The sequence below is a fragment of the Microbacterium sp. J1-1 genome (assembly GCF_024498615.1).
GTDB lineage: Bacteria > Actinomycetota > Actinomycetes > Actinomycetales > Microbacteriaceae > Microbacterium > Microbacterium aurugineum.
Genome location: NZ_CP089590.1, coordinates 238,223 through 254,370 on the forward strand (window position 1 = coordinate 238,223; position 16,148 = coordinate 254,370).

Consider the following 16,148-nt stretch of genomic DNA (forward strand, 5'->3'; position numbering starts at 1 on the left):
TCCACCCACAAGAATCCAGAACGGAGCACGTCATGACCACCCTCACTTCCCTCCCCGCGGTCGCCGCACCGCGCGGCACGCGTCGCTGGCTCGCCCTCAGCGTCCTCGCCCTCGCCCAGTTCCTCGTGGTGCTCGACGCTTCGATCGTGAACATCGCCCTCCCCGTCATCGGGCGGCAGCTGGGCATGGATACCGCCACCCTCTCGTGGGTGATCACCGCCTACGTGCTCGCGTTCGGTGGCCTGCTCCTCCTCGGTGGACGCCTTGCCGACCGATACGGGCACCGCCGGGTGTTCCTCCTCGGAGCCGTCGGGTTCGTGGCAGCATCCGCGCTCGCCGGTTTCTCCTTCTCGAGCGAGATGCTCCTCTCCGCCCGCGCCCTGCAGGGGGTGTCGGCCGCGCTCCTCGCCCCGGCGGCCCTCGCGCTGCTGACCCAGCTGTTCCCGGACGACGCCGAACGCACCAAGGCGCTGGGCGTGTGGGGAGCGGTCGCCGGCGCCGGATCCGCCGCAGGGGTGCTGCTCGGTGGCGTGCTCACGGCGACCCTCGGCTGGCAGTCGGTGTTCTTCGTGAACGTGCCGATCGGTGCGCTCGTGCTCATCGCGATCCCGCTGCTCATCACCCGCGACGGCCTCCGTGTCTCCGGTCGACTGGACGTTGCCGGCGCCGTGACCGTCACTGCCGCACTGGTGTCGCTCGTCGGTGCCCTGAGCGCGGTCGAGCAGGTCGGGTTCGTGCATCCGTTGCCGCTGGGTCTGCTCGCCCTCGCGCTGGTGCTCGGCGGGGTCTTCGTGGCGATCGAGCGCCGCGCCGCCGCTCCTCTCGTCCCGCTCCGCGTGTTCCGGAACCGCAACCTCGCGCTCGGCAACATCGTCATGCTGCTGGGCGGGGCCACCATGGTCGCCCTCTTCTTCGCCCTCTCGGTCTACATGCAGGCCGTGCTCGGCTATGACGCCCTGACCGCAGGCCTCACGCAGCTGCCCCTCGCCGGTGTGCTCGTGCTCGTCGCCGGCGTGGTCCCTGCCGTGATCGCCCGCGTCGGCACACGGCCGGTGCTGATCGGGGCGCTGCTCCTCCTCGCGGCAGGGCTCGTGTGGCTCTCCGCATCTCCGGCGGATGCCGCGTTCCTCACGCACCTGCTCGGTCCGACTCTCCTGATCGGCGTCGGACTCGGCGGCGCGGTCGTCGCGACCACCCAGCTCGCCGTGGACGGCGTCGAGGGCGGAGAGGCCGGACTCGCGGGTGGACTCGTCAACACCAGTCAGCAGTTCGGTGGCGCGATCGGGCTCGCGGTGCTCGGCACGGTCGCCGGGCTCCGCACCGCGGCACTCTCGGCGGAAGGGTCCTCCCACGCCGAGGCCCTCACGGGCGGGTTCTCCTGGCTCTTCCTCGGCGCGGCAGGACTGGCGGTCGTCGGCGCGGCGATCGTCGCGGTCTGGCGCCGCGACTGAGGGTGTCGGAGCGAGCCCGTGGAAGACAGCGCAGAGCACATTCTCCACGGGCTCGTTCGCGTGGGTGGGATCGAAATGACCTTCTGAGATCGCTGAGGTTCACGGTAATGACAAGTGTTCGTTGCGGTGTGTTTGTCATTCTGGCCTCAGATTTGGAACGGATGCCGAGATGGGCGGATACTTCTGGCATCCCGGCCGTCGTGAATCGGCTGGGGGAATCGACATGCAGACCTCCACCGCACTCGCGCCAGGAACGACCATCGCCATCGTCGGCGCCGGTCGTGTCGGACGTGTGCTCGCCGGGGCTCTGCGCGCGGCCGGGTTCGACGTCCTCGGACCCCTCCGGCGCGACCAATCGATGCCGAAAGCGGAGATCGCGCTGCTCTGCGTGCCGGACCGAGCCATCCCGGCGGTCGCGTTCGTCGCACGACCGCATGTGCGGTTCGTCGGACACGTCTCGGGTGCCACCTCGCTCGACGACGTCGACTTCCGTTTCCACCCCCTGCAGACCTTCACGGGGACCGAGCCGCCCGACGTGTTCCACGGCATCGGCGCCGCAGTCGCCGGCCGCACCGACGAAGCCCGCTCTGTCGCCGAGCAGCTGGCCCGCGTGCTCGGGGCTCGTCCGTTCACGGTCGACGACGAGCACCGCGTGAGCTATCACGCGGCCGCATCGTTCGCCTCGAACTTCGTGCTGACGGTGCTCGATGCGGCCGAGCAACTCGCCGTCGCCGCCGGTATCCCCGAGGGTGAGGCCCGCGAACTCCTCACCCCGCTCGTCGGTCGCACCATCGAGAACTGGGCACGCGTCGGAGCGCAGGACGCTCTCACCGGACCGATCGCCCGAGGGGATGAAGCCACGGTCGTGCGTCAGAGGTCGGCTGCGGAGGAACACGAGCTACAGGCACTGTTCGACGCCCTCGCCGTGGCCACGCGAACGATCGCCTCGCGGGAGGCGGGGTCGCCAGGGGTGCTGCCGCGGGAGGCGGTGTCGCGGGAGGGGGTGCGGGAGAACCCGTTGCGAGATGTTGCCGGCGAAGAGAAGGAGTCTTCTGTATGAGGATCCTCCGCACGATCACCGAGGTTCGGGCGGCCGTCCGCGACGCTCGGCGCACAGACGCGTCGGTCGGGCTCGTCCCCACGATGGGGGCGTTCCATGACGGGCACCTCTCGCTCATGCGTGCGGCCCGAGCGGCTTCTGATCTCGTCGTCGTCTCGCTCTTCGTCAACCCGACGCAGTTCGGCGCGAACGAAGACCTCAGCACCTACCCGCGCGACGAGGCGCGAGACGCCGCGCTCGCCGAAGCCGAGGGCGTGGATATCCTCTTCGCCCCCGCGGCATCCGAGATCTACCCCGACGGGTTCGCGACGAACATCCACGTCGCCGGCCTCACCGATGTTCTCGACGGTGCGAGTCGCGGCGCACATCACTTCGACGGCGTCGCCACGGTCGTCACGAAGCTGTTCGGGATCGTCCGCCCTGATGCCGCCTACTTCGGACAGAAGGATGCGCAGCAGGTGCTGGTCGTCCGCCGCGTCGTAAGCGACCTCGACCTGGACGTGCGGATCGTCGCCTGTCCGATCGTGCGCGAGGCCGACGGGCTCGCGATGAGCTCGCGCAACGTCTACCTCGATGCGGACGCCCGTACTCAGGCGACTGCGCTCAACCGTGCCCTCGACGAAGCGACCGCGGTTTTCGACGGCGGTGCCCGTGACGCCGGCAGCATCCTGTCGACCGCTCGTCGCGTGCTGGACGAGGCCGACATCGATCCGGAGTACCTCGAGCTCCGCGATGCCGAGACGCTGCGCCCTCTCGCGCGCGTCGACCGTGACGCCCTCCTCGCCGTGGCTGCGCGCATCGGGGCCGCTCGGCTCATCGACAACCACATCCTCTCCGGGGGCGACGTCGCTGCCGGCCCCACCGCGACGGAGGTCCGCGCATGAGTGCCCAAGCTGCTCCCCACCCCCGTGTCACCCTCGCTGCCCTCGCCGCGAAGAAGGACGCCGGCGAAGCGCTCGTCATGGTCACCGCGTATGACCACCCCAGCGCGCAGATCGTGGAAGCTGCCGGGGTCGACATCGTTCTCGTGGGCGACTCGGCCGCGATGACCGTGCTCGGCTACGACAGCACGGTGCCGGTCACAGTCGACGAGATGCTCATGCTCACCAAGGCTGTTCGCCGCGGATTGACCTCCCCGCTGCTCATCGGCGACCTGCCCTTCGGGTCGTATGAAGCCTCTGACGAACTCGCCCTCGCGACGGCACAGCGCTTCATCAAGGAGGCCGGCTGCGACCTCGTGAAGATCGAGCGCGGCGGCACGACCGTCGACCGCGCTCGGGCCCTGGTGCGAGCCGGCATTCCCGTGGTCGGGCACGTCGGACTCACCCCGCAGACCGCGACGGCTCTCGGCGGCTACCGCGCGCAGGGCCGCACCGCCGAAGCCGCGCTCGCCGTGATCGATGATGCCCTCGCCCTGCAGGATGCGGGGTGCGCGATGCTCGTGATCGAAGCAGTGCCCTCCGAAGTGACCGCAGCCCTCATGCCGCGCCTCGACATCCCCGTGATCGGTATCGGCGCCGGAGCGGGTGCCGACGGGCAGGTGCTCGTCTTCCACGACCTCCTCGGGCTCTATGACGGCGGGGCAGCAAAGTTCGTCAAGCGCTACGCCGATCTGCGCAGTGCAGCCATCGACGGCGTCGAGGCGTACGCGCGGGAGGTGCGCAGCGGTGCGTATCCCTCGGCGGAGCACGGCTACACGATGGCACGCGGTGAGGCGGCGCGCCTGGAGGAGATGCTCGTGACGCGCTGATCCAGCCGGCGCATGGCCGATCGCCGACCCCATCGAGAGCATCGCGGGCGTGCGACTCGGATCCGGGGTCACTGTGTGAGGTCATGCTCGCATAGTACATAGTTTCGAATACCGCTAGCGCGCAATCCCGCACTTGTGGATAGCTTGCATGGAGGCCTGGCAACATTCCGGCATACAATCGAATAAAGATTCGAATGTAGAACCATTTCGGGTTAGGGTGAAGCATGTCCACTTTGACCGGGTTGCACGAGGCGATGGCTCGCCTCGATGACGCGTGGTCGCGCGCTGAGGAGACCGACGATCTGTCTCGAGCGCAGCTGATCGCCGTCAACGATGCGATCGGTCTGTTGCAGCGGCGTCTGGATGCTGTGCACGTGGAGGTGGCGGCTGGTATCTCACGCGAGTCGCGCCCCGAGTTGGGAGCAGAGAGCCTCGCGAAGCAACAGGGCTTTCGGAGTCCGGCGAAGCTGATCGCAGCGACGTCGGGGGTATCGACGGGTGATGCGCAGCGTCTCGTCAAGGTCGGCGAGGCGACGGCGCCGCGTATGGACCTGATCGGAGCGCGCTTGCCGGCGAGGTATCCGCTCGTACGCGAGGCGCTGGCCACCGGGGCTCTCAGTGCGCAGGCGGCGGCGATGATCGTCGGGCTGCTTGATCGGTGTCGAGTGGCTGCCGGCCCGGAACGCATCGCCGAGGGGGAGCGGGTGCTTGCCGAGAAGGCTCAGGGCCTCGCGCTCGACGACGTCCGCAAGCTCGTGGTCCGCGCGGAGGCGTGGCTCGACCCGCACGGGGTCGAGCCGAAGGAGGAAGAGCGCCGCGGAAAGCGTGCGTTGACGCTGTTCGAGCGTGATGGCATGGTGCATCTGAGCGCGGTGCTGGATGCGGAATCGGCGGCTCCGGTCGTGACGGCGATCCGGGGGTATGTCTCAGCGGCGTTCGCGGCGCGGAAGGATGCGCCGGATCCCGATGCAGTCGATGCGGATCGTCGTTCGGTGCCGATGCTGCAGGCGGATGCGCTGGCCGTGTTCGCCGCGCATGTTCTCGGGTGTGCGCAGCGGGTGCCGTTGGCGGGTGCGACGGTCGTGGTGCGGATGCGGCTGGAGGATCTGGAGTCCGGATCGGGAGCCGCAGAGGTCGACGGGATCGAACAGCCGGTCAGTGTCGGTGCGGCGCGGCGGATGGCCGCGGGAGGGGGCGTGATCCCGTGCGTGCTCGGCGGTGCGAGCGAGGTTTTGGACTGGGGGCGGGAGAGACGCCTGTTCACCCGGGCGCAACGGCTGGCTCTGGTGGAGCGGGACGGTGGGTGCGCGATGTGCGGGTTGCCGCCGGAGATGACGAAAGCGCATCACATCCGCTGGTGGAGGCGAGATCGCGGGCCGACGGATCTGTCCAATGGTGTGCTGCTGTGTGAGACCTGTCACCATCGCATTCACGACAACGAGTGGGAGATCCGTATCGATGGGGCTGGCGCGGTAGGACGGGTGTGGTTCATTCCACCCGGATACGTCGACCCCGCCCGCACGCCGCGCCTGGGGGGACGAGCGCGCTTCGACATCGCGGCCTGAGCGCGACACCGTGCGAGGTTCCCGGCTGTCGGCGAGTGGTTGTCAGAGGGCGGTTGTCAGGGAGCGGTTGTCAGAGGGTGGTTGTCAGAGGGTGGTTGTCGGGGAGTGGTTATCAGAGCGAGTGGCTGTCGGCGAGCGGTTGTCAGAGAGCGGCCCTCAGAGAGCGGACATCAGAGGGCGGTTGTCAGAGATCGGCCCTCGGAGGGCGGTGATCAGCGCGGTCTTCGTGCCCTGAACCGGGAGGGGCGGCACCCGAGACCTTGTCGCCGACCGAGAACTCCCACCCAACCCACAGCCTGAACGATATATCGTTGAGTATCGTTCACCACAGCAGGAGGTCATCATGAACAACGCATTCCCCTCCAACCCGTTCGGCGGCAACGGCGGCTCCGGGAACAACGGCGGCTCCGGCGGACCGGGCGGAATCTTCGGCGGCTCCGGGTTCGGATCCGGCTCCGGGTTCGGATCTGGTTCCGGGTTCGGCGCAGGCCCCGGCGGGCCCGCCGCCGCGATCTTCGAAGCAATGGACCAGCTCCGCAAGTCGTTCGAGTCCCGCCCGTCCGGCGGCTCGCGCATGGCCCGCGGCGACGTCCGCGCCGCCGTGCTCTCACTCCTCGCCGAGAAGCCCATGCACGGCTACCAGATCATCAACGAGATCGCCGAGCGCAGCGGCGGCACCTGGAAGCCGAGCGCCGGCTCCGTGTACCCCACTCTGCAGCTGCTCGCCGACGAAGGACTCATCGAGGCCGAGGAGCAGAACGGCCGCAAGACCTACTCGCTCACCGAGGCCGGCCGCGCCGTCGCCGACGAGAGCTCCGAGACCCCGGCCCCGTGGGAGTCGTCGTCCGGCAAGGACGGACACCGCGACAGCGCCCGGTTCAACGCACTCCCGAAGGCGGGCGTCGACCTCGCCGCCGCTGCCGCCCAGGTCGGACGAAGCGGCTCGCCCGAGCAGGTGCAGCAGACGATCGAGGTCCTCGACGAAGCCCGCCGTAGGCTGTACTCGATCCTCGCGCAGGACTGACCGCGCAGTGCGGCGGCATCGAGTGAGGACCTGCGAAAGGGCCACACGATGACGGATGCTGCGGCACGGGGTGCCCACCGCGCCCGGTACCGCCGCATCCTGTCGTTCGCCGGCCGGGAGTTCCTCAAGATCTGGTGGTTCGAGCTCGTCCTCCCGCGCCTCGGCATGAGCAGGGTCGCCGAGCGCACACGCGGGCCACGGATGCAGACGTTCGCGCGCCGCTTCCACACGCTCGCCGTGGAACTCGGCGGACTCATGATCAAGGTCGGACAGTTCATGTCGTCGCGCCTCGACGTGCTCCCTCCGGAGATCACCAAGGAGCTCGAAGGGCTGCAGGACGAAGTCCCCGCCGTCCCCACCCCGGCGATCCGCGCGCTCGCCGAGGCCGAACTCGGCGTCCCGCTCGAACGCGCCTACGCCTGGTTCGACGACATCCCGGTCGCGGCAGCCTCACTCGGCCAGGTGCACCGTGCCCGACTCTCCGCACTCGACGCCGCCGACACCGGCCTCGAAGACGTCGTGGTCAAGGTGCAGCGCCCCGGGATCGACGAGATCGTCGCCGTCGACCTCGCGGCGCTCCGTCGGGTCGCACGCTGGCTGACCCGCGTGCGCCTCGTCGCCGACCGCGTCGACGCGCCCGCGCTCGTCGAGGAGTTCGCCGAGACCAGCCGCGAGGAGATCGACTACCTGCACGAAGCCGCGAGCGCCGAACGGTTCCGCGAGAACTTCGCCGACGACCCCCGGGTCGGCATGCCGGAGATCGTGTGGGAGCGATCGACCCGCCGCGTGCTCACGCTGTCCGACGTCACCGCCATCAAGATCAACGACACGGATGCGCTGCGGGCCGCCGGCATCGACCCCGCCCAGGTCGCCGAGGTGTTCGCCGAGGTCATGTTCGACCAGGTCTTCACGCACAGCTTCGTGCACGCCGATCCGCACCCCGGCAACATCTTCGTCACGCCGACCTCTCCGACCCCGTCGACCACGCCGACGGCGGATACGACAGATGCGACGCCCGGCGGCTTCCGGCTCACGTTCATCGACTTCGGCATGATGGCCGAGATCCCGGCGAGCCTCCGCGACGGCCTGCGCACCCTCCTGATCGCGGTCACCGGCCGCGACAGCCGGGGCCTCGTCGCCGCGGCGCAGGAGATCGGGGTCCTGTTGCCCTCCGCCGACACCCGCGAACTCGAACGCGCCCTCACCGCCCTGTTCGCCCGGTTCGGGGGCATGGGTTTCGCCGAGCTCAGCAAGGTCGACCCCCGCGAGTTCCGTGACTTCGCGGAGGAGTTCGGCGACATGGTGCGCTCGCTCCCGCTGCAACTGCCCGAGAACATGCTGCTGCTGATCCGCGCCGTCTCGCTGACCTCGGGCATGTGCAGCAGCCTCGACCCCGCGTTCAACGTCTGGGACGCCGCCGAACCCTACGCCGGCCGTCTGCTGCGCGACGAGAGCGGCAACATCGTGCAGGCGTTCGCGAGCCAGGCGATGGACACGATGAACACGACCTGGCGCCTGCCGAAGCGCATCGACGACATCATCACCCGCGTCGACGACGGCACCGTCTCGTTCGACACTTCGCGCCTGGAACGCCGCCTCGATCGGCTCGAGGGCATCGCCCGGCGGATCGCCTCGGGCGTGCTCTTCGCGGCGATGCTCATCGGCGGTGCACTGCTCGTGCCGGCGGTGCCCCCGCTGGGCATCACACTGATCTGCGTCTCGGCGCTCCCCCTGCTGCACTCCCTGTTCGCCGGCGTCGGCCGACGGGGCCCGCGGTAGGCGCGGCACGCCCGAGAAACCCGCACCGTCGAGCATGCACTCGCGCCCCCGGAGGCCCGGCGCGCCGGGGATCGGGCGGACGTTCCGGCATATCGCACGATGAGGGGGCGGCGCCACGCGTGACAGGATGGGATGCCATGGAGACCCCTGACGAGAAGCCCGATGAACGCTCCGCAGGAAAGACCCCTCCGAGCACCCGGACAGGCGCCGTCGGCACGGGCGTGAACCGACTGCCGGCCAAAGCCACCGAGACCGCCAAGAAGATCGTCCGCGACATCGCGGCGGTCCCCCCGCGCAGCGTCCATCCGGCGCTCGTCCCGGGCGTCTCGGTCGAGGAGACCGGTCGCACGTACCGCACCGACCCGCTCGTGTTCGGCGTGGCGGCGACCCTGACCCTCGCCTTCATCGCCTGGGGCGTGTTCGCGGGCGACAACCTCGCAGGCACCACCCGCACGGTCCTCGACTGGGTCGTCCAGTACTTCGGATTCTTCTTCACCACCATCGCCACCGTCATCCTGGTGTTCATGCTGTTCATCGGCTTCAGCCGCTACGGACGCATCCCGCTCGGGCGCGACGACGAAGAGCCCGAGTACTCGATGTTCTCCTGGATCTCGATGCTCTTCGCCGCCGGGATGGGCATCGGCCTCGTGTTCTGGGGTGCCGCCGAGCCGCTCACCTTCTTCGAGAGCCCGCCGCCGGGCACGGTCGAGGCGAATACCCTCGACGCCATGCACACCGCGCAGACGCAGGTGCTGTATCACTGGGGCCCGCAGGCCTGGGCGTTCTATGCGCTCGTCGGTGGGGCGATCGCCTACGGTGCCTATCGCCGCGGCCGCACGCCCCTCATCTCCTCGATCTTCGCGCCGCTGCTCGGCGAGGGGCGCACGACCGGTCCGCTCGGCCGCACCATCGACGTCTTCTCGATCATCGTCACGCTGTTCGGCACGGCGGCGTCGCTGGGGCTGGGCGCTCTGCAGATCGGCCACGGCGTCGAGATCGTCAGCGGCGCAGGTCCGCTCGGCAACGGGGTCCTGATCGCCGTGATCGCCGTGCTCACGGCCTGCTTCATTGCGTCGGCCGTCTCGGGAGTCTCAAAAGGCATCCGCGCCCTATCGAACATCAATGCGGTCGTCGCGCTCCTGCTCGCCTTCTTCGTGTTCTTCGTGGGTCCGACGCTGCTCATCCTCAACGTGATCCCGTCGGTCGCCGTGCAGTTCATCGGCGACCTCCCGCAGATGATCGGCCGCTCGGCATCGCAGGGCGAAGCGGCCGAGACGTTCCTGTCGGGCTGGACGATCTTCTACTGGGCGTGGTGGATCTCCTGGTCGCCGTTCGTCGGCATGTTCATCGCCAAGATCTCGCGCGGGCGCAGCCTTCGTCAGTTCGTCTCCGTCGTGATCGTGGTGCCTTCGGCCATCTCTCTCGTCTGGTTCGCGATCTTCGGCACCACGGCGATCCAGCAGCAGATGGACGGCGCGAACCTCACGGTCGACCCGCCGGAGGAAGTCCTGTTCGGCGTGCTTGAGAACCTGCCGTTCTCGCTCATCACGAGCATCATCCTCATCGTGCTGATCGCCATCTTCTTCGTCACGGGAGCGGATTCGGCCTCCCTCGTCATGGGCACGCTGTCTCAGCAGGGCAGGCCGGAGCCGTCGCGCTGGGTCGCCGTCGTGTGGGGTGTGCTGGTCGGAGCGATCGCCGCCGTGCTGCTCGTCATCGGCGAGGAGGGCAGTGGTCTGCGATCGCTGCAGAACGTCACGATCATCGCCGCGCTGCCCTTCGCGATCATCATGGGGTTCATGATGATCGCCTTCATGAAGGATCTCCGACGCGATCCGCTGATCCTTCGTGAGCGTTATGCCCGCGCGGCCGTCCGGCACAGCGTCATGGCCGGTCTCGAGGAGTACGGCGACGACTTCGCGCTCGTGCCGGTCGAGTACGACCACTCCGAGGACGACCTCGACTGGATCGACGAGTCGACCGTCGACGAGACGCTCGCCGAGGTGTACGAGGCCGCGACCGAGGCGATCGACATCATCCCGCCCGCCGAGGTGGATGCGGTCGTCGATGCGTCGATCACGGACCCGCCGACCGCCCCGGACCCGACGGCCGCCCCGGACCAGCCCCGCACGGACTGATCCGCTAGGACGCCTCCTCGGCGGCAGCGGTGATGCGGGCGGCCATCCCGGCGAAGATCAGCCCGTGGAAGGGCAGCACGGCGAGCCAGTACAGGCGTCCGCTCAGTCCGCGGGGGAAGAAGATCGCGCGCTGCTCGTAGCGCGCGCCTTCGCCGTCCGGCACCGCACGCAGCTCGAGCCAGGCCTCGCCGGGCACCTTCATCTCGGCGCGGAGGCGCAGCAGGGATTCGGCCTCGGTCCTCTCGACCGCTTCGACGCGCCAGAAGTCGATCGCGTCGCCGACCCTCGCCGCGGTGCGGCTCCGGCGGCCGCGACGCAGGCCCACGCCACCCACGATCCGGTCCATGAACCCCCGCACGGCCCACAGCAGCGGGGAGGAGTACCAGCCGTTCTCCCCGCCGATGCCCAGGATCACGCGCCACAGCTCTGCCGCGGAGGCGCGGGTGGCGACGGACCGCGAATCCGTGAACACCGTGCGTCCGGCCCAGTCCGGGTCGCTCGGCAGCGGGTCACTGGGCGCGCCCGACACTTCCGAGTCCTGCCAGCTGGTCTCGATGCTGTCACCGCGCACCCGTCCGAGCGCGAGGTCGACCGCACGCCGATACGGGGTCAAGCCGTCTTCGGGCCGCGGGATGAGCTCGTCGACCGCGTGGTCCTTCATGATGCACTCGTTCTGCAGCGATGCCACGAGCGGACGGGCGATCGAGCGCGGCACCGGCGTCACCAGGTTCACCCAGTGCGAAGCGAGCCCCGGCGTGAGCACGGGGAGGGCGGCGATGGCGCGCTGCCGGAGCCCGGCTTCGACGGCGTAGCCGTTCATCATCTGCCCGTAGCGCAGCACGTCCGGCCCGCCGATGTCGACGGCGCGGTTCACATCGGCGTCGACGCGCGCCGCCCCGAGCAGGTAGTGCAGCACATCGCGGACGGCGATCGGCTGGATGCGGTTTCGCACCCACTTCGGCGCCGGCATGTACGGCAGCACATCGGTGAGGTGGCGGATCATCTCGAACGACGCCGACCCCGAGCCGATCACGACGCCCGCCTGCAGTACGAGCGTCGGCACGCCGGACCGCAGGAAGATCTCCCCCACGCGCACACGCGAGCGCAGGTGCGGCGACAGCTTCGCGTCGTCGGGATGCAGTCCGCCGAGGTACACGATCCGTCGCACGCCTGCCCGCGCCGCGGCCTCGGCCACCGTCGTCGCCGCCCGCTCGTCGCTCTCCTCGAAGCCCTTGCCTGCGGACATCGAGTGGATCAGGTAGTACACGACGTCGACGTCGTCCATGGCCGTGGCCACGGCATCCGCATCATCCGCGGAGCCTTCGACGATCTCGCAGTCGCCGCCCCAGGGGAAGGAGGCCGCGCGCGCGGCGTCACGCGCCAGGACCCGCACCCGGTAGCCGGCGTTCAGCAGCCGCGGGGTCAGGCGTCCGCCGATGTATCCGGTCGCCCCGAGCACGAGGGCGCGCGGGGCGGAGCCGTCGTCGCGGGGCGCGGCGCGCAACGCCTCTTCACGGCCGGTGGGGTGGGTGAGTTCGGGCATAGGTCGAGCGTAGGTCGCCCCCGCGTCCGGTGGAACGGGGTTGCGGGGCGTCGTGGCGACCGGTACGGGCACAAGCCCCTATTGCAACGTAATGGTTGCTTTTCCGCCCGCAACGTGCAACTCTGAAGTTGCAGTCGGCCGACCGGTCGACGGAACCTGCAGGAAACGCCGAAAGGAACCATCATGGTGAACATGACCCACAACGAGGCATCCGTCGTCGACGAGGAGACCTTCTCCGTTCGGCGGACCATCCTGATCGCAGCACCCGCCGACAAGGTCTGGCGGGCTGTGGCCGAGCCAGAGCACATCTCCCGGTGGTTCGGGCGCACCGTGCTCGACGGCACCGGGGTCGGCGCGACCGGCACGATGACCTTCCCCGACTACGACGTGATCCCCCTGCGGATCGAGGAGTACGACGAGCCGCGGCGCATCACCTACCGCTGGAACAACGACGACGCCCTCGGTGCATTGCCCGACAGCATCGACGAGACCACCTCGACGGTCTTCACCTTCACGCTCGAAGAGGCCGAGGGTGGCACGCGCCTCACGGTCGTCGAGAGCGGCTTCGAGCGCACGTCCGACCCGCGCGCCAACCTGGAGTCGCACCGCACGGGCTGGGACCTGGAGCTGGACAAGATGGTCACCCTGGTGGAAGGCGAAGCATGACCGCAGCAACCCTCCTGCCCATGCTCTCGGCGCTCGCGGACGAGACGCGCTGGCGCATCCTGACGGAGCTCGGGGAGGCGGAGGCGTCGGCATCCGCTCTCGCCGGGCGCCTTCCGGTGTCCCGTCAGGCGATCGCGAAGCATCTCGCCGTCTTGCAGGAGGTCGGTCTCGTCGAGCCCGTGCGGGTCGGCCGCGAGGTGCGCTTCCGCGTCGTCGGCGCCGAGCTCTCCGCCACCGCTGCGAAGCTCGACGTGATCGGGCGCGAGTGGGACCGCCGCCTCGCCGCGATCAAGGAGATCGCGGAGGGGCTGTAGGCGCTCGGGGTGTCGGGCTGTCGGGCTGTCGGGCTGTCGGGCTGTCGGGCCACCTTCCCCGCGGACGAAACGCCACATGTCGGATGCTTCGGGCAGGCGCGTCCGACATCTGGCGTGTCGGCGGGGTTGGGTGTCGGGCGGGCGGCGACGGCGGGTCAGCGCGCGGGGCCCGTGTCCTTCTCGTCGCGGATGGCGTCGCGCAGCTCCTGGTCGAGGTCGGAGGCCTCTTCGATCGCCGCCGTCATGCCGGCGAGGAACCGCGTGACCACCGCACGTTCGTCGTCGGACAGCTCGTCGACCAGGGCGAGCATGCGTCGATGCATGGCACCGAGGGTCGCGCGGACCTCTTCGTCGCTGCTCACGGTCGGCACCACGACTCCCGCGCGGCGGTCGGTGGGGTGGGGCTCGCGACGGACGTGTCCGCCCTTCTCGAGCCGGTCGATGAGAGTGGTCGTCGACGCCGTGGAGATGTCGAGCATCTTCGCGATGTCGATCGGGCGGACGATGCGCCCCGCCCGCTGCTCCCGGAGCAGGAAGCGCAGTGCCATCAGGTCGGTCTCGTTCATTCCCATCGATGCGCGGGTGCGTGCGCGCATCGCGGTCTCGGCCGCCCGGTAGCGCCGCAGCATGTTCAGCACGTCGACGGTGCTGACGTTCCCGCCGTCGGGGTACCAGTATCCGGAGCGCGTGTACTCCTGGGGCTCGCTCATGACGCCACCACCTCTCCGTCGGCCTCGGGGAGGGACTCCCGTTCGAGCATCTCCACCGCTCCTGCGGCGACGCCGACGGGGACCACGAGCAGGAACCCGCCGGTGATCGCGTCGTTCTCCGCCACGATGATCTGCTCGATCCTGTCGCGAGGAATCCCGGGGAACCGGCTCTGCAGGTGCTCGAGCAGGCTCGCATAGCCGATGAACTTCTCGTCCTCGAGGGTGACCGGGTCGACCATGGGTTCCTTTCGCGCGGTGAGTCAATCCTCTCATCGTGGGAGGGTGCCGGCGACGACCGAATTCCCTAGTTCGTCAGGTAATAAGGCTGTCGAGGTAACATGGGCACCTGGGCCGCGGGGGAGGTGCGTAATGGGGAATGGTCTGGACGTCGTGGCATCGGAGCTCGCCCGCGATGTCGAAGAGTTCCGGCGGGCCGAGGCGCAGCTGCGTCGACGGCTGGCGGCAGCGCGTCAACCCAATGAGACGGATCGCTCTGCCATGCGCATCATCGCGTCGGCTCCGGTCGATACCCCGGTCACGCCCGGCGAGCTGGCCGCTCAGCTCGGGGTGAGCACGGCGGCCGTCACCTCCGTCGTGCGCCGGCTCGCCGAGCGCGGTCAGGTGGTCGTGGCCGTCCATCCGGACGACGCGCGGTCGAAGATCATCCGTCCGTCTCTTCGCGATCTGCACTCTCCTGCCGACGAGATCTCTCGCCGCATCGAGCGGGTGGAGAGGGAGTTCGCACCGGAGCAGCTCGCCGCGATCTCGCTGTTCCTGCGGCGCCTCGCCCGCGAGCTCGAAGGCATCGAATAGGCCCGACTTCCATTTAGCTAGTTAAACTAGTAATCTAATTCCTGTACGAAATACGGGAAGGGGACGTCATGGGTCTGCTCAGCTACGCCGGAGAATCGAAGGTCATCGAGATCGACGACCCGCTGCTCGCGCATCTCCGACTCGTCGCCGTGACGAAGCTCCGCCGGGGCGAGTCCTTCCCGCTCACGCTGCGTACGACGGAATCGACCATCGAGACCCTGTGGATGCACGCGTCGATTCCGGTGCGCTTCGTGGTGGACGACGAGCGTGAGCTCCAGCGGCCGTTGCTGGTGAAGATGATGGCCGCCGCGAGTTCGGCGAACGGGCTGGACCTCACGGATCCCGACTTCGCCGCGTCGTTGCCGTCTGCGGCACCGATGCACGCGGTCGCCTGAAAGCTCGCCTCCGTCGTCTTCGCGCTCCTGGGCAAAGCAGCGCGAAGACCGGACGGAGGTGTGTGGCGGTGTCACCGGGGGGTGACGACATCGCTGCTCTTGGCATCCGGCCGCCCGGAATCGGGTCCTGGCGGCCGGATGCCCTTCGCTCAGAGGGCGGTGTATCCGCCGTCGACGAGGTGGTAGCTGCCGGTGATGAAGCTCGCGGCGTCACTGGCGAGGAATGCGATGAGGTTCGCGACCTCGTCGGCCTGGCCCAGTCGGCCGATCGGGTGCTTGCTCACGAGGAACTCCTTCGCCTCGTCGCCCATGTTCGCGAGCAGCGGGGTGTCGATGAAGCCGGGGCCCACCGAGTTCACGCGCACCCCCTTCGCCGAGTACTCGAGCGCTGCCGACTTGGTCATGCCGACCACGCCGTGCTTGGCGGTGACGTAGGCGGGCGAGCCGGCGAACCCGACGCTTCCCAGGATCGAGGCGATGTTCACGACCGATCCACCGCCGTTCGCGAGGATCGACGGGATCTGCGCCTTCATGTTCCGGAACACGGCGTTGAGGTTGATCGCGATGACCTTGTCCCAGGCGTCGTCCTCGTACTCCGCGGTCGGGGCGGTCGCGCCGCCGATGCCGGCGTTGTTGACCCCGATGCGCAGCGGAGCCAGGGCGTTGGCGGTCTCGATGGAGGAGGCGATCCAGGCGGCGTCCGTCGCATCGCCCACGGAGGCCTCCGCCGTGCCACCGGCCGCGCGGATCTCCTCGACGACCGCGTTCGCGTGCTCGGCATTCAGGTCGTTGACCACGACCGCTGCCCCGTTCTTCGCCAGCAGGAGAGCGGTCGAGCGTCCGATTCCGCTGCCTGCTCCCGTCACGATCGCCGAGCGGTTCGAGACGTCGTACTGAGCCACGAGAGACTCCACTTCCGGGCGGGCACGGTGCCGGGAGA

General features: G+C 69.1%; 16 protein-coding genes. 12 read left to right on the forward strand and 4 right to left on the reverse strand.

Going from position 1 to position 16,148, the window contains the following annotated elements:
- The first annotated feature begins 32 nt into the window (after window positions 1–32).
- From LRQ07_RS01125 to LRQ07_RS01160, 8 genes are all read left to right on the forward strand, one after another.
- Window positions 33–1,451, forward strand: a complete 1,419-nt coding sequence (locus LRQ07_RS01125; RefSeq protein ID WP_256535587.1) for an MFS transporter — start codon at window positions 33–35, stop codon at window positions 1,449–1,451.
- 223 nt (window positions 1,452–1,674) lie between these two features.
- Entirely contained in the window at window positions 1,675–2,511 is an 837-nt protein-coding gene (locus LRQ07_RS01130; RefSeq protein ID WP_256535588.1) for a Rossmann-like and DUF2520 domain-containing protein, read from the forward strand.
- Entirely contained in the window at window positions 2,508–3,395 is an 888-nt protein-coding gene (gene panC, locus LRQ07_RS01135; protein ID WP_256535589.1) for a pantoate--beta-alanine ligase, read from the forward strand. The genes LRQ07_RS01130 and panC overlap by 4 nt, the downstream gene beginning before the upstream one ends.
- Window positions 3,392–4,261, forward strand: coding sequence for a 3-methyl-2-oxobutanoate hydroxymethyltransferase (gene panB / locus LRQ07_RS01140; RefSeq protein ID WP_256535590.1), 870 nt, complete (start codon window positions 3,392–3,394; stop codon window positions 4,259–4,261). The genes panC and panB overlap by 4 nt, the downstream gene beginning before the upstream one ends.
- Before the next feature lie 224 nt (window positions 4,262–4,485).
- On the forward strand, window positions 4,486–5,826 hold the full coding sequence (locus tag LRQ07_RS01145) for an HNH endonuclease (RefSeq protein ID WP_256535591.1): 1,341 nt from the start codon (window positions 4,486–4,488) through the stop codon (window positions 5,824–5,826).
- Window positions 5,827–6,169: 343 nt separating this feature from the next.
- Window positions 6,170–6,850 (forward strand): PadR family transcriptional regulator, encoded by a 681-nt coding sequence (locus LRQ07_RS01150; RefSeq protein WP_256535592.1) that lies wholly within the window; start codon window positions 6,170–6,172, stop codon window positions 6,848–6,850.
- Window positions 6,851–6,898: 48 nt separating this feature from the next.
- Entirely contained in the window at window positions 6,899–8,629 is a 1,731-nt protein-coding gene (locus tag LRQ07_RS01155) for an ABC1 kinase family protein (protein ID WP_256535593.1), read from the forward strand.
- A gap of 137 nt (window positions 8,630–8,766) precedes the next feature.
- Complete coding sequence (locus LRQ07_RS01160) at window positions 8,767–10,767, forward strand: BCCT family transporter (protein ID WP_256535594.1); 2,001 nt, start codon at window positions 8,767–8,769, stop codon at window positions 10,765–10,767.
- A gap of 4 nt (window positions 10,768–10,771) precedes the next feature.
- On the opposite strand, the gene LRQ07_RS01165 is transcribed toward LRQ07_RS01160, so the two are convergent.
- Window positions 10,772–12,310, reverse strand: a complete 1,539-nt coding sequence (locus LRQ07_RS01165) for an SDR family oxidoreductase (protein WP_248569874.1) — start codon at window positions 12,308–12,310, stop codon at window positions 10,772–10,774.
- Window positions 12,311–12,493: 183 nt separating this feature from the next.
- On the opposite strand from LRQ07_RS01165, the gene LRQ07_RS01170 reads away from it, so the two are divergent.
- Entirely contained in the window at window positions 12,494–12,976 is a 483-nt protein-coding gene (locus LRQ07_RS01170) for an SRPBCC domain-containing protein (RefSeq protein ID WP_232762853.1), read from the forward strand.
- Window positions 12,973–13,290 carry an ArsR/SmtB family transcription factor gene (locus LRQ07_RS01175; protein WP_232762852.1) on the forward strand — a complete coding sequence of 106 codons (318 nt, stop codon included), beginning with the start codon at window positions 12,973–12,975 and terminating at the stop codon, window positions 13,288–13,290. Before LRQ07_RS01170 ends, LRQ07_RS01175 begins: the two co-directional genes overlap by 4 nt.
- A 155-nt stretch (window positions 13,291–13,445) precedes the next feature.
- Here LRQ07_RS01175 and LRQ07_RS01180 read toward each other — a convergent pair whose 3' ends face one another.
- Entirely contained in the window at window positions 13,446–14,000 is a 555-nt protein-coding gene (locus LRQ07_RS01180) for a MarR family winged helix-turn-helix transcriptional regulator (protein WP_131493102.1), read from the reverse strand.
- Window positions 13,997–14,239 (reverse strand): hypothetical protein, encoded by a 243-nt coding sequence (locus tag LRQ07_RS01185; protein ID WP_131493104.1) that lies wholly within the window; start codon window positions 14,237–14,239, stop codon window positions 13,997–13,999. The genes LRQ07_RS01180 and LRQ07_RS01185 overlap by 4 nt, the downstream gene beginning before the upstream one ends.
- Before the next feature lie 130 nt (window positions 14,240–14,369).
- On the opposite strand from LRQ07_RS01185, the gene LRQ07_RS01190 reads away from it, so the two are divergent.
- Complete coding sequence (locus LRQ07_RS01190) at window positions 14,370–14,813, forward strand: MarR family winged helix-turn-helix transcriptional regulator (protein ID WP_134352739.1); 444 nt, start codon at window positions 14,370–14,372, stop codon at window positions 14,811–14,813.
- Between the two features lie 68 nt (window positions 14,814–14,881).
- Complete coding sequence (locus LRQ07_RS01195; RefSeq protein ID WP_131493108.1) at window positions 14,882–15,208, forward strand: hypothetical protein; 327 nt, start codon at window positions 14,882–14,884, stop codon at window positions 15,206–15,208.
- A 149-nt stretch (window positions 15,209–15,357) separates the two neighbouring features.
- Here the strand turns inward: LRQ07_RS01195 and LRQ07_RS01200 are convergent, their stop codons facing one another.
- Window positions 15,358–16,110 carry an SDR family NAD(P)-dependent oxidoreductase gene (locus LRQ07_RS01200; protein WP_256535595.1) on the reverse strand — a complete coding sequence of 251 codons (753 nt, stop codon included), beginning with the start codon at window positions 16,108–16,110 and terminating at the stop codon, window positions 15,358–15,360.
- Window positions 16,111–16,148: the final 38 nt, after the last annotated feature.

Excerpts from the sequence above, each read along its gene's own strand:
- LRQ07_RS01185 (WP_131493104.1), bottom strand. The coding sequence starts at position 14,239 with ATGGTCGACCCGGTCACCCTCGAGGACGAGAAGTTCATCGGCTATGCG.
- LRQ07_RS01190 (WP_134352739.1), top strand. The coding sequence starts at position 14,370 with ATGGGGAATGGTCTGGACGTCGTGGCATCGGAGCTCGCCCGCGATGTC.
- LRQ07_RS01165 (WP_248569874.1), bottom strand. The coding sequence starts at position 12,310 with ATGCCCGAACTCACCCACCCCACCGGCCGTGAAGAGGCGTTGCGCGCC.
- LRQ07_RS01150 (WP_256535592.1), top strand. The coding sequence starts at position 6,170 with ATGAACAACGCATTCCCCTCCAACCCGTTCGGCGGCAACGGCGGCTCC.
- LRQ07_RS01180 (WP_131493102.1), bottom strand. The coding sequence starts at position 14,000 with ATGAGCGAGCCCCAGGAGTACACGCGCTCCGGATACTGGTACCCCGAC.
- LRQ07_RS01195 (WP_131493108.1), top strand. The coding sequence starts at position 14,882 with ATGGGTCTGCTCAGCTACGCCGGAGAATCGAAGGTCATCGAGATCGAC.
- LRQ07_RS01155 (WP_256535593.1), top strand. The coding sequence starts at position 6,899 with ATGACGGATGCTGCGGCACGGGGTGCCCACCGCGCCCGGTACCGCCGC.
- panC (WP_256535589.1), top strand. The coding sequence starts at position 2,508 with ATGAGGATCCTCCGCACGATCACCGAGGTTCGGGCGGCCGTCCGCGAC.
- LRQ07_RS01160 (WP_256535594.1), top strand. The coding sequence starts at position 8,767 with ATGGAGACCCCTGACGAGAAGCCCGATGAACGCTCCGCAGGAAAGACC.
- LRQ07_RS01125 (WP_256535587.1), top strand. The coding sequence starts at position 33 with ATGACCACCCTCACTTCCCTCCCCGCGGTCGCCGCACCGCGCGGCACG.
- LRQ07_RS01145 (WP_256535591.1), top strand. The coding sequence starts at position 4,486 with ATGTCCACTTTGACCGGGTTGCACGAGGCGATGGCTCGCCTCGATGAC.
- LRQ07_RS01175 (WP_232762852.1), top strand. The coding sequence starts at position 12,973 with ATGACCGCAGCAACCCTCCTGCCCATGCTCTCGGCGCTCGCGGACGAG.
- LRQ07_RS01170 (WP_232762853.1), top strand. The coding sequence starts at position 12,494 with ATGGTGAACATGACCCACAACGAGGCATCCGTCGTCGACGAGGAGACC.
- panB (WP_256535590.1), top strand. The coding sequence starts at position 3,392 with ATGAGTGCCCAAGCTGCTCCCCACCCCCGTGTCACCCTCGCTGCCCTC.
- LRQ07_RS01130 (WP_256535588.1), top strand. The coding sequence starts at position 1,675 with ATGCAGACCTCCACCGCACTCGCGCCAGGAACGACCATCGCCATCGTC.